This is a genomic window from Pseudomonas sp. J452 (assembly GCF_024666525.1).
GTDB lineage: Bacteria > Pseudomonadota > Gammaproteobacteria > Pseudomonadales > Pseudomonadaceae > Aquipseudomonas.
Genome location: NZ_CP088294.1, coordinates 2,698,029 through 2,718,980, shown reverse-complemented (window position 1 = coordinate 2,718,980; position 20,952 = coordinate 2,698,029). Strand labels below are relative to the sequence as shown.

The following is a 20,952-nucleotide window of genomic DNA, read 5'->3' as shown; positions in this document are numbered from 1 at the left end:
CGGCGCAGGCCGGACATCGACTTACCCATCCGCAGCCAGCGAGAGAGCCAACATGGGCGCACAGTGGAAAGCCAAACCTAAAGAAGCCGCAGCCAACGCCAGGGGCAAGATTTTCGGCCGTCTGGTCAAGGAAATCATGGTCGCCGCACGCAACGGCGCCGACCCGGACACCAACGCCAAGCTGCGCGTTGCCGTCCACGCGGCCAAAAAGGCCTCGATGCCCAAGGACACCCTGGAGCGCGCGATCAAGAAAGGCGCCGGCCTGCTCGGCGAGACCATCAACTTCGAGCGCACCACCTACGAAGGCTTCGCCCCGCACCAGGTGCCGGTGATCGTCGAATGCCTGACCGACAACCTGAACCGCACCGTGGCGGAAATCCGCGTGCTGTTCCGCAAGGGCCAGATGGGCGCCTCCGGTTCGGTGACCTGGGACTTCAACCACGTCGGCATGATCGAAGCCTCCTCCGACAGCGGCGCCGACCCGGAACTGGCCGCCATCGAAGCCGGTGCCCAGGACTTCGAGCCGTCCGATGAAGGCAACACCCTGTTCGTCACCGAACTGACCGACCTCGACGCCGTGTGCAAAGCCCTGCCGGAGCACGGTTTCACCGTCAACTCGGCGAAGATCGGCTACATGCCGAAGAACCCGGTGAGCGGTCTGAGCGATGCGCAGATGGAAGAAGTCGAAGCCTTCCTCGAAGCCCTCGACAACCACGACGACGTGCAGAACGTCTACGTCGGCCTGGCTGGCTGATTCATTGAGTCGACAGCAATACCATGCCGATCACGCCGCGCGCGCCCAGAGCGAAGCGCGGCGCCTGCTCGACCAGCGTGCGGCCCTCGGCCCGCGCTGGCTGACCTGGGTCGCCAGCGAGCTGTACCAACTGAGCCCACCAGAGTTTGCCAACATGGTGCGCCGTGAGCTGGAACGGCAAAGCGCCGGCGGAATCGCAACCTAAGACCATCCACCTGCGCCACCGATAATCGCGACTGATTCTCAGGCGTGCCGCAACATTGATCTCCGACAACACACGCCTGCGGCCATGCCGCAACAATGCCCGGCATAACGCGTGTGCGGCCAACGAGCCCACCCTTCTCCCTTGCGTGTAGACCCGACCACCGTCGCCATCCGGCGCCTGCCTGAGGTTTACCCATGAGCATCACTTCCGCCAGCATCTGCGCCGCGGCCGACGCCCTGCAGGGCTTTGTCGGCTTCAACGCGAAAACCGGCCAGCACATCGTGCGTTTCAGCGAAGACTCCTTCGGCCTCGATGTACCGGGCGAGAGCATCACCCCCACCAGCGAGTTCGTCTGGCTGCCGCTGCCCGGCGGCGTCATGCGCCTGATCCGTGAACGCCTGCAATTGCTGGCGGCGCAAAATATCGACGACCGCTTGCAGCTTGGCGAGGCGCTGCATGTCTACCTGCGGCGCAGCGATCTGGCCGAAATCACTGCCGAACGGCGCGTGCTACCCAAGACTCCGGCCTGACCGAAACGACGGCACATTCATCGCTTTCGCCACCTGTCCGTCAGCCCCGTGGCTCCTATGCTGTGATCACAACAATAACAACCTATCTCGGATCTCTTGATCGTCGGCCATGCTGCGTTGAAATCGGGCTCGGACTGCTCATTTACACCTCGTAAACTCCGCGTCCTCGCCCAATTTCGCCTTGCCTGGCTCTAGCTCAAAAGACCCGAAACAGGCTTTAAGGAGTGGCAAGCATGTTCGATGTGCTGATCAAGAACGGCCTGTTTTTCGATGGCACCGGCGCGCCGGGCGTGGTTCGCCACCTGGGCATACGTGCCGGCAAGGTGGCCGCGATCAGCGCCACGCCGCTGGACGAGAGCGGCTGTGCCGAGGTGATCGACGCCAGCGGCCAGTGGCTGCTGCCCGGTTTCATCGACATGCACACCCACTACGACGCCGAGCTGGTGGCCGCTCCCGCGCTCAAGGAATCGGTGCGCCACGGGGTGACCACGGTGATGATCGGCAGCTGCTCGATCAGCATGGTGCTGTCCGGCGCCGAGGACTGTTCGGACCTGTTCACCCGCGTCGAATCGGTGCCGCGCGAGCATGTGCTGCCGCTGCTGCAGGCACGCAAGAGCTGGAACAGCGCCGCCGACTATGTGGCCTTCCTCGACCAGCATCCGCTGGGGCCGAACATCTGCTCCTTCCTCGGCCACTCCGACCTGCGCGTGGCCGTGCTCGGCCTGCAGCGTGCGGTGGACGCCAAGGTGCGCCCCAGCCAGGCCGAGCTGCAGCGCATGGCCGATCTATTGGAGGAAGCGCTGGACGCCGGCCTGCTCGGCCTCTCCAGCATGACCAACCCCTGGGACAAGCTGGACGGCGAACGCGAGCGCTCCAAGTCGCTGCCCTCGGTGTATTCCACCTGGCGCGAGTACGCCTGGCTCAACCGCGTGCTGCGCCGCCGCGGGCGCATCCACCAGGGCGCGCCGAACCTGGTGAGCAAGCTCAACGTGTTCGCCTACCTGTGGGAAAGCATGGGCCTGTTGCGCCGGCCGCTGAAGACCACGCTGATCACCCTGATGGATGTGAAGGCCGACCCGTGGCTGGCGCCGATCCTCGGCCCGCTGACGCGCTGGCTGAACCGCCTGAGCAACGCCGACTTCCGCTGGCAAACCCTGCCGGTGCCGTTCGAAACCTATGCCGATGGCATGGAGTTCGTGGTCTTCGAGGAATTCCCCGCCGGCCAGGCCGCCTTGCACCTGGCCAGCCAGGACCTGCGCAGCGAGCTGTTCCGCGACCCGCTCTACCGCCGCCAGTTCCGCCAGGATGTCGACAAGCGCTTCGGCCCGCGGGTCTGGCACCGCGACTTCGACGATGCCTGGATCGTCGACTGCCCGGACGCCAGCCTGGTCGGCCACAGCATCGGCGAGCTGGCGCGCCTGCGCGATGTGCACCCCGGTGACCTGTTCCTCGACCTGTTGGTGCTGCACGGCCCGCGCCTGCGCTGGCGCACGGTGATCGCCAACCATCGGCGCGAGGTGGTGGAAAAACTGGTGTGCGAGCCGAGCACGCTGATCGGCTTCGCCGATTCCGGCGCGCATATCCGCAACATGGCCTTCTACAACTTCGCCCCGCGCCTGCTCAAGCTGGTGCAAGACGCCGAGCAGCGCGGCACAGCGGTGATGCCGATCGAAAAAGCCATCTGGCGCCTGACCGGCGAGCTGGGCGAATGGTTCGGCATCGACGCCGGCACCCTGCGCGAAGGCGGCCGCGCCGACCTGCTGCTGCTCGACCCAAGGCGCCTGGACGACAGCCTGGCGACTTACCAGGAGGCACCGATGGAAGGCTTCGACGGCCTGCAGCGTATGGTCAACCGCGGCGACGCGGTGCGCTGCGTGCTGATCAACGGGCGCATCGCCTACCGCGACGGCGAGTTCGCCAGCGACCTCGGCCAGGCCCGTGGCTATGGCCAGTTTCTGCGCGCCGCTGCTCAGTAAAAAAACCGCAGCAGCAGAAAGGCCAACAGACCGAGCGGGCCGAACATCAGGGTCAGCACATAGCACGGCAGCAGCGCCCAATGGCTGATGCCGGCCAGGGCGCCTTCGTGGCGGATGTACAGGCCGACCATCAGGTCGAAAGCGAGGATATGCACCCAGGCCGCCAGCGCCGCCGTCGGCTGGCGCAACAGGGACAGCACCCCGGCGAGACTGAAGAACCCCGGTCGCCCCGTGCCTGGCTCAGGCCGCTGGCGCAGGGCCACCGCCAGCAACCAGGCATAGATCAGCACCAGCAGCACGACGATGCCCCACAGCAGCAGCGCGTCGGTGTGTGCCCAACCGGGCAGCAGCACCAGCGCCAACCAGCCCAGCAGGGCGATGACGGAACTCAGGGTGAACAACGGTTTGAGCGGAGCCATGGGCGACCTCGGAACAGGAGAGTGCGCTCAGCCTAGCGCCTGCCGATGTCGCTGCCAGCCAGTAAGCCGGCGCTGAATGACACGCCATGTCCGCGAACCCGGTGCCACACTGATCCAGCGGGGCTGGCATAATGCTCGCCCCAAAATGGAGCGGCTGCCGCTCCTGTTCCGATTGAAAGGACTGCAATCGATGCGAGCAAGGCGCAAGCCGGCCATTGGGCAGTGGCTGACGGCTTTCCTGCTAGGCGGGCTGCTCGGCACGGCCCAGGCCGAGGCCCTGGGCGTGCTGCGTTATCCGCGTGCCCCCAGCGGCGAGGAGTACCGCCAGGAGTATGCGCTGGCGCAATTGCAGCTGGCCCTGGACAAAGTCGGCAGCCCGCTGCAACCACGTCCGTCGGAGCAGCCGATGGAACAGGAGCGTGCGCTACTGAGCCTGGAAGAAGGCGGCAGCGTCGATGTGGTCTGGAGCATGACCAGCATCGAGCGCGAACGGCGCCTGCTGCCGGTACGTATCCCGCTCGACAAGGGTCTGTATGGCTGGCGCATCGCCCTGCTGCGTGCCGACCGCGCGCAGCTGCTGCGCCAGGTGCGCACACTCGACGATCTGCAGGCCCTCAGCGCCGGTCAGGGGCACGACTGGCCGGACACCGCGATTCTGCGCCACAACGGTCAGCCAGTCGTGGTCACCTCCAGTTACGACAGCCTGTTCCGCATGCTCGATGCCGGGCGCTTCGATTACTTCCCGCGCGCGGTGATCGAGATCTGGGACGAGGCCAAACACCGGTCCGACGCGGCGATCACGGTCGACCGCCATCTGCTGCTGCACTACCCGACCGCCCTGTATTTCTTCTTCTCGCCGCACAACCCCGAGCTGTGCCGATAGCGTGCGCGCAGGCATGCAGCTGGCGCTGGCCGACGGCTCCTTCGACCGCCTGTTCATGCAGCACTATGGCGCCAACCTGCAGCAGGTGAACTTCGCCGAACGCCGGGTGCTCGAACTGGATAACCCGCTACTGCCCCGCGCCACACCGCTGCAGCAGCGCGAGCTGTGGTTCAACCCCAGCGACCTGCAGCGCCCGCCCAGCAAGCAGACGGCGCAGCAGTAGAGTCCACCGTCTTCAGGGCTGCTTGGTGGCAGGCACTGCAGGAGAGTTGGCCCGCAGCGCCTGCCGGCTATGGGCGCCAAAGTGACGGAACAGCTCCACCAACAGTTGCTCCATGGCTGGATCAGCCTCGGTTCGGGCCAGGCGATTGCTGGCGCTGAAGCCCTGGGTCGCCGTGCGCTTGGCCAACCACAGGCCGATCAACTGATCCAGCTCGCCAGCCCGCGCCTGGGATTCGGCCGCCACCACCTGGGCCGCATAGTCCGGGCCGAAAGCCGGGTAGCTGGCATCCTGACGGGTATCGCTGTAGGCCGTGAGCAAGGGATGATCGGCCGGCCCCTCATGCATCAGCAACTGCATGCGATCGAACTGGTATTGCTCGATGGCCGTATGCCGATCCGCCACGCGCTTGATCGCCGCCTCGCGGTCTTCCGGGTAGCCGGCCTCGGCCTTGGCCGCAATCAGCAGCATGCCGCTGGCATCCACGCCCGGTAGCACGCTGGCATGGTAGGGCTGGGTCAGGTCCTGCAAATAGTGCAGAGCCCAGCCGAGAAAACGGTAGCCCCAGTAGGGATGCCCGCTGGCGAAAGCCAGCCGCGCCAGGCCGCTGTACTGATAGATGCGCCAGTGCGGCAGGGTGCGCTGCAGGTAAGGCGCGGCAGCGAAAATCAGGCTGGACTCGTGGTAGTAGCCGATATGGAACGGCGCCTGCGAGGAATACTCGAAGCGTGCATCGCCGAATGGCTGGATGCCGAAGTTGTAATGCTGGCCCGCCTCGCCTGGGTTATCGCTGAACAGGTTGATGTCGTGGCCGTAGTCCGGCTCGTCGGCGGCACTGGCCAGCACCTGCAGGGCACTGACCGCTTCACCGGGCTGCAGGGCCAGGTAGCGCCAGTTGCTCCACGGGCCGACCTTGTGGAACACCAACACCTCGGCGCTGCTCAGGCTGGGTCGGTTACCCGCGTCCTGCCCGGGTAGCTGTTGGACAAAGCTGGCTAGGCGCACCTCGGGGTTGATGCGCAACGCCTGGAGAAAGGCCGCGCGCGGTTCCTGCAGTCCTGCGGCACGCCAGCGCAGGGCATCCGGGCGCGGCGGATAGGCGGGGAAATGCTCACGGGCAAAAGTCTCCTGCTCGTCGAGCAGGCGCTCGATGGCCGGCGCCTGCTCGCTGAGGAAGGCCTCCAGCGGCTCCACCTGCACCTCGGCGGCCAGCTCGGGCTGATCGCGCAGCGCCAGCAGGCTGCCTAGGGCATGATTAGACCAGGCCTGGGCGGTCAACGGCAGACACGCCAGCAGCCAGACACAGGGCAACAAAACGGACGGTTTCACTCTCACTCCCAATACGCGCAGGGCCGAAAGTCAGCAAGACTAACCGCGGCACCTGACGCCGACACGGACACAGAGCGACAGCCACGCACACCGATTCGGCCACACCATGCTCTGCCCGCGCCTGCCCGTAGAACCTGTTTACGATCTTCTGGACTAGAGCCAGACAAGGCAAAAACAGCCGAGGAAGCGGAGTTTACGAGTTGTAAATGAGCATTCCGAGGCTGTTTTTAACGCGGTATGGCCGACGGCCAGGAGATCGAAAGCAGGTTCTTACAGCAGCAGAACAGCCGCAACACCGAGCACCAGCAGCACGCCTGCACCCAACAGGACCAGACGCAGCGGTGCCGGGCCAGCCGGTTCGGCAGCTGCCGGGGTCGGCGCCATCTGGGCCGCGGCGCGCAAGGGATTGGCGCTTGCCGTCGGCGCCGTGGCGGCCGGCTTCGCGGTGCTCGGCTTGGGCAGATCGACGGCGCGCATGAACAGCGTGGCGTCTTCGTCTTCGGCCTGCTGCACCTCGACCTTGGGCCCGATCACCAGCAACAGCACCGAGCCCATGCGCACCTGGTCGCCAGGCTGCAGCACCGCCGTGTTGGCCTTCGCACCATTGACGAACAGGCCATTGGCCGAGGCCAGGTCCTTGACCTCGAGCACGTCGTCCTTGAGGAAGAATTCGCAGTGCCGGCGCGACAGCTCGGCATCGCTGAAACACAGCTCGCACTTCACCGAGCGGCCGAAAGTCATCGAGCCGTTGACGTGGTACTTCTTGCCTTCGTTCTCGCCCTTGAGCACCTGCAGGAACCAGCGCTGGCTGGCCTCGCTGCGCGGCTTGACCTTGGCCGGATCGGTGAGCTGCAGCTCGACTTCGCCGAGGCGCAGGCAATCGTCGGCGCGCAACTGGTAGCGGCTGGCGATGCGCTCCTCGTTGACGAAGGTGCCGCTCTCGCTGTCGCAGTCTCTGATGAAATACAGGCCGTTCTCCTGGCGGATTTCGGCGTGGAACGCCTGGATCCCGGCATCGTCCAGCATCAGGTTGTTGCGCCGGTCCTGCCCTAGGGTGAAGCGCTCCTCGACCAGCCAGATCGGGGCTTGGCGACTGTCCTTGAAATGCAGCTTGAGCATCGTCTAAATCCTGTCGAAGTGGCGATCACTCACCAAAAAGGTTGTTCCAAGCGCGCTTGATCGGGTTGCTGGGCTCCTCGCGCGCGGCCTCACTGGCACGGGCACGGCTCTGTGCGGCACGGGCCGAACTGAGCAACTGCTGGTGCTCGTCGCGCATTTTCAGCAACTCGGGGTTCTCCGGCTCGACCTGCAAGCCACGCTCGATCATGGCCAGGGCTGCGGGGAAATCGCTGCGCCGGTAAGACGCATTGGCCAGGTCACGGTAAAGCATGGCGACCCGCTGCAAACCCGCCAGGGCCTGCTCGTTGCCGGGTGCCCAACCGAGGATCTGCTGGTAGTAGTAGACCGCGCTGTCCTCCTCCGGCAGCAGCAGGCGCTTGTCGGCAATGCTCTGCTCGGCACGTTCAAGGAACACCGCAATCCGCGCTTCGAGCAGGCGCTGCAGCGCCTCCAGCGTGGCGGCGTGCTGCTCATCCAGGGCCAGGGCCTGGCGGAAGTAGAAATCGGCGCTGTCCTGCGCCGGCTCCATCAGCAGGCCTTCACGCAGACGCTGCTCGCCCTGGACGAGGAAGGCGTTGATGCGGCTGTCCTTGATCCGCTGCAGACCCGCCAAGGCGTCTTCGTTGTCGGCATCAATCAGCAGCATCTGCTGGAAATAATGGGTGGCGCTGTCCTGCTCGGGCTCGATCAGCTGGCCACTGGCGAAGCGCTGCTCGGCCTGTACCTGCAAGGCTTCGAGCTGCTGGCGTTGTTTGATGTAAAGGCCGGCAAACGTCAACGTAGCGATCAGCACCAGGACGCTGAGCCCCATCAGCAGCGGCATCGCCGAACGGCGCTTTTTCGGTAGTGCGGTCGGGATAGCCGCTTCAGCGGCCAACTGCAGCGCCGGACGCAGCTGGGTCTGCTCCAGATCGCTCAGTTCCACCTCGTCCAGCGCGGCCAACAAAGCCCGGCAATCGGCGAACCGCTCGGCTGGGTTCTTCGCCAGCATGCGCGCCAGCAGTTCGCGGAAGGCTCCCAGCGCATCGGGCAGCGGTGGCGGCTCCATCTGCACATGGTTGACCACGGTCTGGGTGTAGTTGCCGCCACGGTAGGGGTTGGTGCCGGTGAGCATCTCCAGCAGGATCACCCCCAGGCTGTAGATATCGCTACGCGCATCCAGCGGCTGGCACTGGGCCTGCTCCGGGCTGCTGTAGGCGGGGCTGCCGACGGCAATGCCGAAATGGGTCAGCTCGCTGTCGATGTCGAGATCCTTGGCCACCCCGAAATCGGTGAGCACGGCCGTGCCGTCGCTGCGAAAGAGGATGTTGGCCGGCTTCACATCGCGGTGCACCAGGCCCTTGTCGTGAACCACGGCCAGGCCGCTGGCAATCTGGCGGACGATGGCCAGGGCGCGCTCGGCGGCGAACACCTCACCTTTGTGCTGGGCCAGATCACCACCGGCGACGTACTCCATCGCCAGGTAATAGCGGCCATCGGCCAGGCGGTCGATGTCATAGATGGTGATGATCGAGGGATGGTTGAGCGAGGCGACTATGTGCGCCTCCTTGACGAAGCGCACACTGAACGCCTCGTCATCGGCACTCAGCAATACCTTGATCGCCACCTTGCGGTGCAATGATTCCTGGGTGGCCAGGTAGACCTCGGCCATACCGCCCTTGCCCAACTGGCCGTGCACACGGTAGCCGGGTATCTCAAGCAAATTGTCGCTCATGAGGTGTCGTATCGAAGTGGTCAGGACTTACGTGAGTTCAGCCATCTGCTGAGAAAGTTACGCGGTCTGGCGGCGATCACCGGCGATTCCGGGGCGCTGAGGCCAAGTACGATGCAGCTGATATTGTCCTTGCCGCCAAGCTTATTGGCCAGCCCTATCAGCTGTTCGACCAGCGCATCGAGGGTTTCCGCCTCGGCGCACAAGTGCTGGATCTGTTCATCGCTGAGTTCGCCGGTCAGGCCGTCACTGCACAGCAACAGCAACTCACCGGCAGCCAGGGTGCCACGCAGCAAACCGACCTCCAGCTCCTGCTCGATCTGCCCCAGGCACTGGATGACGATATTGCGCCGCGGATGCTGGCGGGCCTCTTCCACACTCATCTCGCCGGCATCGATCATCAGCTGTACCCAGCTGTGATCGCGGCTCAACTGCTCGATGCCGGCCGCGCTGACCCGGTAGGCACGACTGTCACCGACCCAGGCCAGCTCGAATGCGGCACCGGCAACCTGCAGCGCAACCAGGGTGGTACCCATGCGCCGGCCACCGGCAGCCTGCCCGGCCTGGATGATCGCCGCATTGGCGTTCTGCGCGGCCGTCACCAGATCGCCACCGGCACCGATAACCTCGCGCAGGGTCTGCAGGGCCAGCGCGCTGGCCACTTCACCGGATTGATGGCCACCCATGCCATCGGCAACCGCCCACAACCCCAGTTCGGGGCAACACAGCACAGCATCTTCGTTATGCGCACGCACCTGACCGGCAACGCTCTGCGCCGCGAACACCAGGGACTGCTCGGTGAGCGTAATGGACATGGCTAGTGGATCATCTCGTTACTGCACGTGAGCGGCATGATGCGGCCACCACCCGCGGCTGTCAGCCCTGCGCGGAAGTTTCCCCGGGAAGTGTTAAGCAGTCGATATCGGCAGCGTGGCAACACCCACGTTTCACTGCTGACGCTGCTCTTGGTAACTGTTCTGCCCCGGATAACGCTGCACCTCAAGACCGCCTGGGTACTTGATGCTCTGCCGAATGCCGCCGTTCTGCTGCACGCCAGAACTGCCATAGGCGTGACTCTGGGTGCTGCCACTATCCCCGGGTACGGCATAGCCGCCATAGACGTCATAACTCTGACTGCTGCTGGATGAACTGATGCTGCCAGAGGCACCAGGACTGACGTACTCGATAGGCACGCTCTGCACCTGACGGCTAACCGGCTCGGCGGCCAGCGCCGGCAAAGCCACCATCGTAATGCTCAGCAGCCCTATTTGCATGATGCGCATTGGCCCACCCTTCCTCTCAAAGACCCTGGTTAGGATGCTACGCCGATCAGCGCCGTTGACCAGTGTGACTAGCCCTTTGCCAGCCTTGGCAAAGTTCATCAGGCCCGTATGATGCGGCGCTTTTCAGGGATGCCGTATTCATGCCCTCGCGCTTCATCGTTGCCCTGCTCGCACTGGTCTGCTCGGCCGCCAGCCTCGCTGCCCCGCCCCGCACCTTTGCCGAAGCCAAGAAAATTGCCTGGAAACTCTATGCCCAGCAGTCCGTGGAGTTCTATTGCGGCTGCCGCTATACCGGCAAGTCGGTCGACTTGAACAGTTGCGGCTATGTACCGCGCACCAATGCCCGACGCGCAGCGCGCATAGAGTGGGAACACATAGTCCCGGCCTGGGTTATCGGCCATCAGCGCCGCTGCTGGCAGCAAGGCGGCAGAAAGCACTGCGCCAGCCAGGACAAGGCCTACCGAAGCGCCGAAGCAGATTTGTTCAATCTGGTGCCGAGCATCGGCGAGATCAATGCCGATCGCAGCAACTACAGCTATGCCTGGCTGCCGCAGCAACCGAGCCAGTACGGTAGCTGCCCGATGGTGGTGGACTTCAAGGCGCGCAAGGCCATGCCCAGAACCAAAGTACGCGGCATGATTGCACGCACCTATTTCTACATGAGTGAGCGCTATGGCCTGCGCCTGTCGAAACAGGAACAGCAACTTTTCAACGCCTGGCACAAGCATTACCCGGTGCAGGCTTGGGAACGCCAGCGCAACCAGCAACTTGCCTGCGTGATGGGCTGGAGCAATCCCCATGTCAGCCCTGTCGATATGCGCCTGTGCCCGAAAAAAAGCAGCTAAAACAAGCGCGCAAAGCCTGTAAGCAAACCGGCCACTTAGCAGATTAAGTAAGAAATCATTTGGCGATTGGCACTTTCCCCTGTAGGGTGATCGGACTGTGTTGCATGTGTCACCGCAAATCGACTTGTTTAGATCTCGATCCAACCTTCCATCGGTTTCTTTACTCTTTGCACTCAGTCATGGCCTGGGCTGTTCCAGTGTCATGTTCACTTTGTTCAAGGAGACATCCCATGTCCGAACGTCAAACTGGCACCGTCAAGTGGTTCAACGATGAAAAAGGCTTCGGCTTCATCACCCCGGAAAGCGGCGCTGATCTGTTTGTGCACTACCGCTCGATCCAGAGCGCTGGCTTCAAAAGCCTGCAGGAAGGCCAAAAGGTCTCCTTCGTGGCTGTAAAAGGCCAGAAAGGCATGCAAGCTGACGACGTTCAAGTAATCTAATTACTCGACGCGTCACGAAAAACCGGCCCACGGGCCGGTTTTTTTATCCCTGCCATTTTTACCCGCACTCACCGTGCACCATAGATTTCCTGAAGAGGGAGCCACCATGCGAGTCAAAGGATCCAGCCAGAAACCCAAACCGCAACCGGCCGTGGAAACCCACGAATCCATCGAAGCCCAGGTCGCCGCCTTCCTCAAGTCTGGTGGTGAAATCCAGCAGATTGCCAAAGGTGTCAGCGGTCAATCGCTTACCCCTAGCCGGCATATCACCATCAGCAAGAAGTAACACCCGCAGCCACATCGCCAGCCGCCACCGTTGACTCCGAGTCATTCGGCACTTTGGCGGAAATACTGGCATCTTGCCCAAGATCACTCTTGCCCGCCTCGGCAAAGCTCTGCATTCTTGTCAGCACAAGAACGATAAGAAGCGCCAAAGGCCAGGGACTCTCGCTGATGTTCAAGCGACTCAGGAAGGATTTTCAGCTATCCATCATCACCTTGATGGGGCTGATCGGCGTATTGGGCATTACCCCCTATGCATTTTATCGCCTGACCCACGGCAACTATCTGGTTGGCATCGCCGACTCGATCATTGTGCTGTCCACCATCCTGGCAGTGCTCTATGCCTGGCGTACCGGGGACACGGTAAAACCGGGTATCTACCTGGCCAGCATTTTCTCCGTCGGAGCGACCCTGATCGCCATCGATCTGGGAGTCAACGGGCTGTTCTGGATCTACCCGCTGATCCTCTTCAACTTCTTCATGGTTTCTCCCGGCAAGGCCATCGCCGCCACCCTGCTCATCCTCGGCAGCCTGGTCGGCTATGCGTTATGGGTGCCCGGCAGCGTGTTCGAAAGTGACTATCAGATGATCTCTTTCCTGGTCACCAATATCACCGCCGGCATCATGACCTTCATCTTCGCCTACCGCACCCGCAGCCAGCGCGACCAGCTGCAGGCACTGGCCATCCGTGACCCACTGACCGGCGCACGCAATCGCCGGGCCATGGATGAAGAGATGAAAATCGCCGTTTCCAGCAAGCGCCGCCATGGCACCAGCTACGGCGTACTGGCCATGGACCTGGATCATTTCAAACAGATCAACGACCGTTTTGGCCACCAGGCCGGCGACTTGGTGTTGATTGATTTCGTCGAGCTGATCAAGCACTGCTCGCGCAAGGAAGATCGCCTGTTCCGCTTCGGCGGTGAAGAGTTCCTGCTACTGCTGCCCGATACCCAGCTGGAAGGTCTGCAAGCCGCGGCCAACAATCTGCTGCTGCAGGTACGCAACGCCCTGCAAGGCCCGGGCGGGACGGTGACAGTATCCATCGGCGGCGCCATCCTGCGCGCGGATGAAGGCCGGGAAAGCTGGCTGCAACGCGCCGACCAATGCCTCTACCAGGCGAAAAGCGCCGGGCGTGATCGTTATTTCATCGACGAACCAGTAGAAGCACCACTCGGCAGCCCCGCCCCCATGCCCTGAGCACAGACTACACTCAGGAAAGGCCGCATTAGCGCCAAACTGACGGGGGGCCCGCTAACCGCAAGATGGGAGGTGTGCCATGAATCGGCATTACTACATCAGTGACAATCTCGATGACCTGGAGACGCTCGAAAACGAGCTGGAGGCCAGCGGCATCAGCACCGAACAGATCCACGTCCTTAGCGACAAGGATGCCGACGTCGAACAGCACCATCTACACGATGTCTCCTCGGTAATGAAACAGGACATCGTCCACTCCGGCAAGATCGGCAGCCTGATCGGCCTTGCCCTGGCAGCACTGGTAGTACTGCTGGCCTGGCTCAATGACTGGGCCGACACCCCGGCAGGCTGGATACCCTTTGTTTTCCTGGCGGTGGTACTGCTTGGCTTCAGCGTATGGGAAGGCAGCCTGTTCGGCCTACAAAAACCCAACAGCGCGTTCCAGCGTTTTGCCGACAAGCTGCAGGAAGGTAAACACCTGTTCTTTGTCGACGTGAAACCCGCACAGGAACCACTGCTGAACCAGATAGTCGCCCACCACCCGCGCCTGGAATTGGCGGGTACTGGCAGTGCATCACCGGACTGGGCAATTGCCCTGCAACATCACTGGAACCAGTTCCGCAAACTGATCTGACAGGCAGGCAGGCCCTGAGGGGGCGAGCCGATGCTCGCCCTCTTGCTCCAAGCACCGCGACAATCAACACATTCAACAGACCAGACAGGATGCTATCGCCGCATGAGTTTACAGCGGGCACTGTTACTTGCCGGTTTACTGTTCAGCAACCTGGCTCTGGCCTCCCCTCTGCGCCTGGTCAGCGGCGAGGACTATGCCCCTTATGCAGGCAGCACCCTGCCCAATGGCGGAATGCTCAGCGAAGTGGTGATCGCAGCCCTTGGCCGCTCCGGTTACCAGCCAAATCTGGCCTGGCAACCCTGGAAGCGCGGCTATCAAGCCACGCTGAAAGGCAGCTTTGACGCCACCTACCCCTACCTGAAATCGACCGAGCGCGAGGCGGAGTTTCTTTACTCGGAACCACTTTACGAGGTCACTCAGCGAGTCTTCACGCGCCGCGGAATGATGCTCGAGCCGGATAACCTGCAACGCTTTATCGGCAAGCGCCTGTGCTACCCACTCGGCTGGCTGCCACCTGCCGCACTCAAGCCACTGCTGGAGCAAAACCAGCTACAGCGCCATGAGCCGCCGGATCTACTGACCTGCGCCAAGCTGCTGGCTCTGGGGCGCGATGACTTCTTCGTCGCCGACAGCCTGCTGGGGCAGCAGGCCATTCACTTATCGGGGCTCGACCCAGATCAATTCGAAAGCTCACAGGCCGTAGTCAGCAAGCACAGCCTGTACTTCATCGTCCCGCGCAATCATCCGCGCGCCACACAACTGATCGGCGATTTCAACCGAGGTTTGCAGCAGCTGATGGCGAATGGCGAGTACCAGCGAATTCTCCAGACCCACCGCAGCCCGACAAGCGAGTAACGTTTAGCCGCGCCCGGCAGCCGCCAGGATCAGCTGCTTCATCTCCGCGACCGCACCCTTGAAACCGACAAACAGGGCATGGGCAACAATCGCATGACCGATATTCAACTCGTGCACCCCGGCAATCGCCGCCACCGGCTCGACGTTGTGGTAATGCAGGCCATGCCCGGCATTGACGATCAGCCCATGGGCCAGGCCGCAGGCCACGCCGTCACGGATGCGGGCTAACTCACGCGCCGCTTCGGCGGGCGTATGAGCATCGGCGTAACGGCCAGTATGCAACTCGATCGCCGGCGCCCCGATGCGCCGCGCCGCCTCGATCTGCTTCTCGTCGGCATCAATGAACAGCGACACCTCGCAACCGAGCTTGCTCAGACGCTCGACGGCTGCGCGAATGCGCGCCTCCTGCCCGGCCACTTCCAGGCCGCCTTCGGTAGTCAGCTCCTGACGAGTTTCCGGGACCAGGCAGACATGTTCGGGGCGGATGCTTTCGGCGAAGTCGAGCATGAAATCGGTAACGCCCATCTCGAAGTTCATCCGCGTCTGCAGCACCTCCTTGAGCAGGCGCACATCGCGCTCCTGGATATGCCGACGATCTTCACGCAGATGCACAGTAATGCCATCGGCCCCCGCCTCCTCCGCATCCAGGGCGGCTTTCACCGGGTCCGGATAGCGGGTTCCGCGCGCCTGGCGCAGGGTGGCGACATGATCAATATTCACGCCGAGAAGAATGCGATTGGCTTCAGTCACGGGCAGATTCCTTGAGGTTCATAAAGAGTTCACGACTGACCAGCGGCCGGCCACCCAGATGCGGCGCCAAAGCCTGGCGCATCAGACGCTTGGCGGCTGCCAGCGCCCCCGGCGAGCTCCAGTCGGCCTGGGCCATGGCCAGCAGATCGCCCCCCTGAAACAGGCCAGGCTGCAGTTGCAAGACGGGTTCCAGCCCAGCATCCGGCTGCAGGCGGTACAGGCCGGCAGCCGTAATCGGCAAGCCGGCCAGGTCGTGATCGAGGGCAAAACCATAGCCCAACTCGTCCAGCAGACGCCACTCGAAAGCCCGCAGCAAGGGCTCCAACGGTGGATTAACGGCCAGGGCTCGTAGCGTCAGGGCATAGTGTTCGAACAAGGCAGGATGTGGATCTTCTGCCGGCAGCAGGCGGATCAGCAACTCATTCAAATAGATACCGCTGAACAAGGCGGCACCGCTGAGCAAATTGGGGATACCGGCGGCCTCCAGACGGGCCACATTCTTCAGCTCACCGCGCCCACGCAATTCGACTTCCAGCGGTACGAACGGCCGCGCCAGGGTGCCAGCCTTACCGCGCGCGCCACGCAGCACGGCACGCAAACGCCCTTGCGGGGTCAGCAGATCGACCAGCGCGCTACTCTCTCGATAGGCACGGCTGTGCAGGACATAGGCCGGTTGCGCGCTGGCCTGCATGGCTTAGATGTCGTTGTAGCCCAGCGAACGCAGCGCCCGCTCATCGTCGGACCAACCGCCTTTGACCTTGACCCAGAGGTTGAGCATGACCTTGGAGTCGAACAGCACCTCCATGTCCTTGCGCGCCTCCTGGCCGATGCGCTTGATGCGCTCGCCCTTGTCGCCAATGATGATTTTCTTCTGGCCGTCACGCTCGACCAGGATCAAGGCATGGATATGCAGGATGCGACCTTCCTGCTTGAATTCTTCGATTTCCACGGTGATCTGGTAAGGCAGCTCGGCACCCAGCTGGCGCATGATCTTCTCGCGCACCAGCTCGGCAGCCAGAAAACGACTGGAACGGTCAGTGATCTGGTCTTCGGGGAAGAAGTGCTCGCCTTCTGGCAGGAAATCCGCCACCAGCTTTTCCAAGGCATCGAGATTGTGCCCCTGTTGCGCGGAAATCGGCACGATCTCGGCCTTGGGCAGTTGCTGTTGCAGCCACTCCAGATGCGGCATCAACTCGACCTTGTCTTCGATACGATCGGTCTTGTTGATCGCCAGGATTACCGGACCCTGCACGTACTGGATGCGTTCGAGAACCATCTGGTCTTCGTCGGTCCAGCGTGTGCGGTCGACCACAAAGATCACCACGTCGACGTCCTTCAACGCCGCCGAGGCGGTCTTGTTCATGTAGCGATTGAGTGCCTTGTCGCTGTTCTTGTGCAGGCCGGGGGTATCGACATAGATCGCCTGTACCTCGCCCTCGGTCTTGATCCCGAGCATGTTGTGGCGAGTGGTCTGCGGCTTGCGTGAAGTAATCGCCAGCTTCTGCCCGAGGATATGGTTGAGCAGGGTCGATTTGCCCACATTGGGGCGACCGACGATGGCGACATAGCCGCAGCGGGTTACAGGTACATCAGTCATTGCCATTCTCCACGCCCAGCGCCACCAGGGCAGCAGCGGCGGCGACCTGCTCGGCAATGCGCCGACTGGCGCCCTGCCCCTGGGTCTTGTCATTCAATAAGGCTACTTCGCACTGGACGAAGAACGTCCGGCAATGCGGTTCGCCCTGGATATCCACCACGTCATAGCGCGGCAGATCGGTCGCCCGCGACTGCAGAAATTCCTGCAGGCGGGTTTTCGGATCTTTGTTGGTATCGACCAGGGTCAGGCTGTCCAGCTCGTTGCTTAGCCAACCCAGCACGCGCTGACGCGCCACATCCATACCGGCATCCAGGTAGATGGCACCAATCAGCGCCTCCAGGGCATCGGCCAGAATCGACTCACGGCGGAAACCGCCACTCTTCAACTCACCGGAGCCTAGGCGCAAGTATTCACCCAGATCGAAACCACGTGCCAGCACCGCCAGTGTCTCGCCTTTCACCAAGCGCGCGCGCAAACGCGACAACTGGCCTTCGCGAGCCTGGGGGAAACGCTCGAACAGCGCCTCGCCTGCGACGAAGTTGAGGATGGCGTCGCCGAGAAACTCCAGACGCTCGTTGTTGCGCCCAGCAAAACTGCGGTGGGTAAGGGCCAGGAGCATCAGATCCTGGTCCTGAAAGGTATGACCGAGCTGACGCTCAAGACGGGCTAGGGGAACACTCACGGCGCTCGCACACGAAATTCTTTTTCGAACTTGGCTACCAGATCGAGATTCTGGATCAGTGGCTCGCGCTTCTCATAGTTCAGGTGCACGACAAAATCATTATTCTCGATCTTGACCTGCATAATGTCTTTCGGACTTACATCCCGAATACTGTTGGTCTCCATCCCCTTCATCACATGACCATAGAAATCGCCCACGGTACGAATCTCATAACTCGGGTCGGTTTCCACAGAGGTGATGATCTTTTCCAGTGACATGTAATCAAGGTAATGCGGCAGCATCTTGAACACCATGCTGGCGAAAAATGCCACGACAGCCAGCAGCACCATCCAGCTTAGAAACGACATGCCTTTCTGCGAACGCGCAAATGTCATGATTACCCCCAATTGTCAGTTTGTTGTAATGCCCACGGCCGCAGACATCCTTATATATAAGCCGAGGCTGTCAGCTTGCACAGCCGCCATCGCTCGAAACGCTTAGCGGATCAAACCGACCCGCGAGAAGCTAGGCAAACTACGCAGTTTCGGATCCGGCCAGCTCAACCATACGGCAAACGCCTTACCGACGATATTCCGGTCGGGCACCATGCCAAGCAACTCCCTGGGAATATGCTTGTCGTTCCAGTAACGACTGTCGTTGGAGTTGTCGCGATTGTCACCCATCATGAAGTAGTGCCCCTGCGGCACCACCCACTCATCACCAGGAACGCGCAGGTTACGACGCAGCTCCTTGCGAATCTGGTGCTCGACCTCACCCAGCTTTTCCTTGTATAGCGCAGCACTGCCCAGGCTACCGGGCTCTTCGCCAAAAAACTGCTCGGCAATGGGCTGACCATTGACCGTCAGGCGCTTGTCCATGCTGTAGCTAATACGGTCGCCCGGCAGCCCAACGACGCGCTTGATGTAGTTGATGTTCGGATCGCTCGGGTAACGGAACACCATCACATCGCCGCGCTGCGGATTACCGACCTCGACAACCTTGCTATCAATAACCGGCAGGCGAATGCCGTAGGCGAACTTGTTGACCAGAATAAAGTCACCAATTTCCAGGGTCGGCTTCATCGAGCCGGATGGAATCTGGAAGGGCTCCAGCAAGAAGGAGCGCAGTACCAGCACGATGGCCAGCACCGGGAAGAACGACTTGCCGTATTCGACCAGCAACGGCTCGCGGTTCAGGCTCTGCAGCACGCCCTCGTCAGGCTCGCTGACCTGTCCCTCGTAAGTGGCAATCGCCGCGCGCCGGCGTGGTGCCAGCAACAGAAGATCGAGCAAAGCCAACGCACCGCAAACTGCTACGGCTATCACCAGAATCAGAGGGAAATTGAACGACATAGTGATTAGCTATCCAACCTGAGCACTGCAAGGAAGGCTTCTTGTGGAATCTCCACGTTGCCCACTTGCTTCATCCTTTTTTTACCGGCCTTCTGCTTTTCCAGCAGCTTTTTCTTACGGCTGACATCACCGCCGTAACACTTGGCCAATACGTTCTTGCGCAGAGCCTTGACCGTGGTTCGTGCCACGATCTGCCCACCGATGGCAGCCTGAATGGCCACATCGAACATCTGCCGTGGGATCAGTTCTTTCATTTTTTCGGTCAATGCGCGGCCTTTGTAGTGCGCATTGTCACGGTGCACGATCAGTGCCAGAGCATCGACCTTGTCGCCGTTGATCAACACATCGAGCTTGACCAGATTGGCCGACTGATAGCGGTCGAAATGGTAGTCCAGCGAAGCGTAGCCACGGCTGGTGGACTTCAGGCGATCGAAGAAGTCCAGCACCACTTCGTTCATCGGCAGGTCGTAGCTGACCTGAACCTGGGTGCCGAGGAACAGCATGTCATGTTGTACGCCGCGCTTCTCGATACACAGGGTGATGACGTTACCCAGATGCTCCTGAGGTACGAGAATATTGGCGCGCACAATCGGCTCGCGCATATCCTCAACAGACGACAGATCGGGCAGTTTGGACGGGTTGTCGACATAGATAGTCTCACCGGTCTTCAGCAACAACTCGAAGATTACCGTTGGCGCAGTAGTAATCAGATCCAGATCGTACTCGCGCTCCAGGCGCTCCTGGATGATCTCCATGTGCAGCATGCCGAGGAAGCCGCAACGGAAGCCAAAACCCAGCGCATCCGAGCTTTCCGGCAGGTATTGCAGCGACGAGTCGTTCAGCGTGAGCTTTTGCAGGGCTTCACGGAAATTTTCAAAATCGTCCGAGCTGACCGGGAACAGACCGGCATACACCTGAGGCTGAATGCGCTTGAAGCCTGGCAACACATCTACATCAGGGGTAGAGCTGAGGGTCAGGGTGTCACCCACCGGCGCACCGTGGATGTCCTTGATACCGGCGATGATAAAGCCGACTTCACCCGCTTTCAGGTCAGCGGTTTGCGTGTGCTTGGGGGTAAACACACCGACACTATCCACCAGGTGGATTTTGCCGGTGGACTTGACCAGAATCTTGTCGCCCTTCTTCACGCAACCATGGCGTACACGTACCAGGGACACAACACCCAGGTAGTTGTCGAACCAGGAGTCGATGATCAGTGCTTGCAGCGGGTCTTCGATGTTGCCGGTGGGTGCCGGAATGGTCTTCACCAGGCGCTCAAGCACCTCGTCAACGCCCATACCGCTCTTGGCACTGCAGGCCACGGCGTCGGTAGCGTCGATACCGATGATTTTCTCGATCTCTTCCTTGACCTTGTCTGGGTCGGCCTGCGGCAGGTCCATCTTGTTCAGCACCGGCATGACCTCAAGGCCCTGCTCGATGGCGGTATAGCAGTTGGCAACCGACTGGGCTTCCACGCCCTGACCGGCATCCACCACTAGCAACGCACCCTCGCAAGCGGCCAGCGAACGACTGACTTCATAGGTGAAGTCGACGTGTCCAGGGGTATCGATGAAGTTCAGCTGATAGGTTTTACCGTCGAGAGCCTTGTAGTGCAGAGTGACACTGTGGGCCTTGATGGTAATTCCGCGCTCGCGCTCGAGGTCCATGGAGTCGAGCACCTGGGCCTCCATTTCACGCTCGGAGAGGCCACCGCACATCTGAATAAAGCGGTCGGCCAGTGTCGACTTGCCGTGGTCGATGTGGGCGATGATGGAGAAATTGCGGATATGACTCAGGTCACTCACGGATCAACACTCGAAAAAGCCGCAGGCAGGCTGCCCGCCGAAAATAGCCGAGCATTCTACCTGACCGATGACCATGGCGTCACGCACGCGCGCCGATAGGCA

Annotated in this window: 25 protein-coding genes; 12 read left to right on the top strand and 13 right to left on the bottom strand. The window is 61.7% G+C overall.

Annotation, left to right across the window (positions count from 1 at the left end):
• Nucleotides 1-52: 52 nt before the first annotated feature.
• From LRS11_RS12350 to LRS11_RS12335, 4 genes are all read left to right on the top strand, one after another.
• Entirely contained in the window at nt 53-754 is a 702-nt protein-coding gene (locus LRS11_RS12350) for a YebC/PmpR family DNA-binding transcriptional regulator (RefSeq protein WP_260493286.1), read from the top strand.
• 4 nt (nt 755-758) lie between these two features.
• Nucleotides 759-959 carry a hypothetical protein gene (locus LRS11_RS12345; protein ID WP_260493285.1) on the top strand — a complete coding sequence of 67 codons (201 nt, stop codon included), beginning with the start codon at nt 759-761 and terminating at the stop codon, nt 957-959.
• Between the two features lie 194 nt (nt 960-1,153).
• The gene (locus tag LRS11_RS12340; RefSeq protein WP_260493284.1) at nt 1,154-1,489 is read left to right on the top strand and encodes a DUF2025 family protein; all 336 of its coding nucleotides are present in this window, start codon (nt 1,154-1,156) and stop codon (nt 1,487-1,489) included.
• Nucleotides 1,490-1,722: 233 nt separating this feature from the next.
• Nucleotides 1,723-3,465, top strand: a complete 1,743-nt coding sequence (locus tag LRS11_RS12335; protein ID WP_260493283.1) for an amidohydrolase family protein — start codon at nt 1,723-1,725, stop codon at nt 3,463-3,465.
• On the opposite strand, the gene LRS11_RS12330 is transcribed toward LRS11_RS12335, so the two are convergent.
• Nucleotides 3,459-3,884, bottom strand: coding sequence for an ABA4-like family protein (locus tag LRS11_RS12330; RefSeq protein ID WP_260493282.1), 426 nt, complete (start codon nt 3,882-3,884; stop codon nt 3,459-3,461). The two genes, LRS11_RS12335 and LRS11_RS12330, sit on opposite strands and share 7 nt — an antisense overlap.
• A gap of 190 nt (nt 3,885-4,074) precedes the next feature.
• Between LRS11_RS12330 and LRS11_RS12325 the strand changes: the two genes are divergently transcribed.
• Nucleotides 4,075-4,767 carry a hypothetical protein gene (locus LRS11_RS12325; RefSeq protein ID WP_260493281.1) on the top strand — a complete coding sequence of 231 codons (693 nt, stop codon included), beginning with the start codon at nt 4,075-4,077 and terminating at the stop codon, nt 4,765-4,767.
• A 1-nt stretch (nt 4,768) separates the two neighbouring features.
• On the top strand, nt 4,769-4,990 hold the full coding sequence (locus tag LRS11_RS12320; RefSeq protein WP_260493280.1) for a hypothetical protein: 222 nt from the start codon (nt 4,769-4,771) through the stop codon (nt 4,988-4,990).
• Between the two features lie 12 nt (nt 4,991-5,002).
• On the opposite strand, the gene LRS11_RS12315 is transcribed toward LRS11_RS12320, so the two are convergent.
• The 5 genes from LRS11_RS12315 to LRS11_RS12295 form a co-directional block, all read right to left on the bottom strand.
• On the bottom strand, nt 5,003-6,316 hold the full coding sequence (locus LRS11_RS12315; protein WP_260493279.1) for a phospholipase: 1,314 nt from the start codon (nt 6,314-6,316) through the stop codon (nt 5,003-5,005).
• Nucleotides 6,317-6,586: 270 nt separating this feature from the next.
• Complete coding sequence (locus tag LRS11_RS12310; protein WP_260493278.1) at nt 6,587-7,435, bottom strand: FHA domain-containing protein; 849 nt, start codon at nt 7,433-7,435, stop codon at nt 6,587-6,589.
• A gap of 25 nt (nt 7,436-7,460) precedes the next feature.
• Nucleotides 7,461-9,149: a serine/threonine-protein kinase gene (locus LRS11_RS12305; RefSeq protein ID WP_260493277.1), complete on the bottom strand. Its 1,689-nt coding sequence runs from the start codon at nt 9,147-9,149 to the stop codon at nt 7,461-7,463.
• A gap of 20 nt (nt 9,150-9,169) precedes the next feature.
• Entirely contained in the window at nt 9,170-9,961 is a 792-nt protein-coding gene (locus LRS11_RS12300) for a PP2C family protein-serine/threonine phosphatase (protein WP_260493276.1), read from the bottom strand.
• 132 nt (nt 9,962-10,093) lie between these two features.
• On the bottom strand, nt 10,094-10,429 hold the full coding sequence (locus tag LRS11_RS12295) for a hypothetical protein (RefSeq protein WP_260493275.1): 336 nt from the start codon (nt 10,427-10,429) through the stop codon (nt 10,094-10,096).
• A gap of 140 nt (nt 10,430-10,569) precedes the next feature.
• Between LRS11_RS12295 and LRS11_RS12290 the strand changes: the two genes are divergently transcribed.
• The 6 genes from LRS11_RS12290 (at nt 10,570) to LRS11_RS12265 (ending at nt 14,685) form a co-directional block, all read left to right on the top strand.
• Nucleotides 10,570-11,274: an endonuclease I family protein gene (locus LRS11_RS12290; RefSeq protein WP_260493274.1), complete on the top strand. Its 705-nt coding sequence runs from the start codon at nt 10,570-10,572 to the stop codon at nt 11,272-11,274.
• 230 nt (nt 11,275-11,504) lie between these two features.
• Nucleotides 11,505-11,714 (top strand): cold-shock protein, encoded by a 210-nt coding sequence (locus LRS11_RS12285; RefSeq protein WP_160490324.1) that lies wholly within the window; start codon nt 11,505-11,507, stop codon nt 11,712-11,714.
• A gap of 106 nt (nt 11,715-11,820) precedes the next feature.
• A complete protein-coding gene (locus tag LRS11_RS12280; protein ID WP_173208388.1) occupies nt 11,821-12,000 on the top strand; it encodes a hypothetical protein in 180 nt (59 codons plus the stop codon).
• A 167-nt stretch (nt 12,001-12,167) separates the two neighbouring features.
• Complete coding sequence (locus LRS11_RS12275) at nt 12,168-13,196, top strand: GGDEF domain-containing protein (protein WP_260493273.1); 1,029 nt, start codon at nt 12,168-12,170, stop codon at nt 13,194-13,196.
• A 79-nt stretch (nt 13,197-13,275) separates the two neighbouring features.
• A complete protein-coding gene (locus LRS11_RS12270) occupies nt 13,276-13,830 on the top strand; it encodes a magnesium transporter (RefSeq protein ID WP_260493272.1) in 555 nt (184 codons plus the stop codon).
• 30 nt (nt 13,831-13,860) lie between these two features.
• Nucleotides 13,861-14,685 (top strand): ABC transporter substrate-binding protein, encoded by an 825-nt coding sequence (locus LRS11_RS12265; RefSeq protein WP_260493271.1) that lies wholly within the window; start codon nt 13,861-13,863, stop codon nt 14,683-14,685.
• Nucleotides 14,686-14,688: 3 nt separating this feature from the next.
• Here LRS11_RS12265 and pdxJ read toward each other — a convergent pair whose 3' ends face one another.
• The 7 genes from pdxJ to lepA all read right to left on the bottom strand — a co-directional run bounded on the left by pdxJ (nt 14,689) and on the right by lepA (nt 20,850).
• Nucleotides 14,689-15,435: a pyridoxine 5'-phosphate synthase gene (gene pdxJ / locus LRS11_RS12260; RefSeq protein ID WP_260493270.1), complete on the bottom strand. Its 747-nt coding sequence runs from the start codon at nt 15,433-15,435 to the stop codon at nt 14,689-14,691.
• A complete protein-coding gene (gene recO / locus LRS11_RS12255; RefSeq protein WP_260493269.1) occupies nt 15,428-16,126 on the bottom strand; it encodes a DNA repair protein RecO in 699 nt (232 codons plus the stop codon). Before recO ends, pdxJ begins: the two co-directional genes overlap by 8 nt.
• Nucleotides 16,127-16,129: 3 nt before the next feature.
• A complete protein-coding gene (gene era / locus LRS11_RS12250; protein WP_260493268.1) occupies nt 16,130-17,032 on the bottom strand; it encodes a GTPase Era in 903 nt (300 codons plus the stop codon).
• Nucleotides 17,025-17,714, bottom strand: coding sequence for a ribonuclease III (gene rnc, locus LRS11_RS12245; protein WP_260493267.1), 690 nt, complete (start codon nt 17,712-17,714; stop codon nt 17,025-17,027). Before rnc ends, era begins: the two co-directional genes overlap by 8 nt.
• On the bottom strand, nt 17,711-18,088 hold the full coding sequence (locus LRS11_RS12240; protein ID WP_260493266.1) for a DUF4845 domain-containing protein: 378 nt from the start codon (nt 18,086-18,088) through the stop codon (nt 17,711-17,713). The genes rnc and LRS11_RS12240 overlap by 4 nt, the downstream gene beginning before the upstream one ends.
• A gap of 102 nt (nt 18,089-18,190) precedes the next feature.
• Nucleotides 18,191-19,045 (bottom strand): signal peptidase I, encoded by an 855-nt coding sequence (gene lepB / locus LRS11_RS12235; protein ID WP_260493265.1) that lies wholly within the window; start codon nt 19,043-19,045, stop codon nt 18,191-18,193.
• Between the two features lie 5 nt (nt 19,046-19,050).
• Complete coding sequence (gene lepA, locus LRS11_RS12230) at nt 19,051-20,850, bottom strand: translation elongation factor 4 (RefSeq protein ID WP_173208413.1); 1,800 nt, start codon at nt 20,848-20,850, stop codon at nt 19,051-19,053.
• Nucleotides 20,851-20,952: the final 102 nt, after the last annotated feature.

Coding starts and splice junctions, on each gene's coding strand:
- LRS11_RS12350 (WP_260493286.1), top strand. CDS start 53: ATGGGCGCACAGTGGAAAGCCAAACCTAAAGAAGCCGCAGCCAACGCC.
- LRS11_RS12340 (WP_260493284.1), top strand. CDS start 1,154: ATGAGCATCACTTCCGCCAGCATCTGCGCCGCGGCCGACGCCCTGCAG.
- LRS11_RS12335 (WP_260493283.1), top strand. CDS start 1,723: ATGTTCGATGTGCTGATCAAGAACGGCCTGTTTTTCGATGGCACCGGC.
- LRS11_RS12330 (WP_260493282.1), bottom strand. CDS start 3,884: ATGGCTCCGCTCAAACCGTTGTTCACCCTGAGTTCCGTCATCGCCCTG.
- LRS11_RS12325 (WP_260493281.1), top strand. CDS start 4,075: ATGCGAGCAAGGCGCAAGCCGGCCATTGGGCAGTGGCTGACGGCTTTC.
- LRS11_RS12310 (WP_260493278.1), bottom strand. CDS start 7,435: ATGCTCAAGCTGCATTTCAAGGACAGTCGCCAAGCCCCGATCTGGCTG.
- LRS11_RS12305 (WP_260493277.1), bottom strand. CDS start 9,149: ATGAGCGACAATTTGCTTGAGATACCCGGCTACCGTGTGCACGGCCAG.
- LRS11_RS12300 (WP_260493276.1), bottom strand. CDS start 9,961: ATGTCCATTACGCTCACCGAGCAGTCCCTGGTGTTCGCGGCGCAGAGC.
- LRS11_RS12295 (WP_260493275.1), bottom strand. CDS start 10,429: ATGCGCATCATGCAAATAGGGCTGCTGAGCATTACGATGGTGGCTTTG.
- LRS11_RS12290 (WP_260493274.1), top strand. CDS start 10,570: ATGCCCTCGCGCTTCATCGTTGCCCTGCTCGCACTGGTCTGCTCGGCC.
- LRS11_RS12285 (WP_160490324.1), top strand. CDS start 11,505: ATGTCCGAACGTCAAACTGGCACCGTCAAGTGGTTCAACGATGAAAAA.
- LRS11_RS12280 (WP_173208388.1), top strand. CDS start 11,821: ATGCGAGTCAAAGGATCCAGCCAGAAACCCAAACCGCAACCGGCCGTG.
- LRS11_RS12275 (WP_260493273.1), top strand. CDS start 12,168: ATGTTCAAGCGACTCAGGAAGGATTTTCAGCTATCCATCATCACCTTG.
- LRS11_RS12270 (WP_260493272.1), top strand. CDS start 13,276: ATGAATCGGCATTACTACATCAGTGACAATCTCGATGACCTGGAGACG.
- LRS11_RS12265 (WP_260493271.1), top strand. CDS start 13,861: ATGCTCGCCCTCTTGCTCCAAGCACCGCGACAATCAACACATTCAACA.
- recO (WP_260493269.1), bottom strand. CDS start 16,126: ATGCAGGCCAGCGCGCAACCGGCCTATGTCCTGCACAGCCGTGCCTAT.
- era (WP_260493268.1), bottom strand. CDS start 17,032: ATGACTGATGTACCTGTAACCCGCTGCGGCTATGTCGCCATCGTCGGT.
- LRS11_RS12240 (WP_260493266.1), bottom strand. CDS start 18,088: ATGACATTTGCGCGTTCGCAGAAAGGCATGTCGTTTCTAAGCTGGATG.
- lepB (WP_260493265.1), bottom strand. CDS start 19,045: ATGTCGTTCAATTTCCCTCTGATTCTGGTGATAGCCGTAGCAGTTTGC.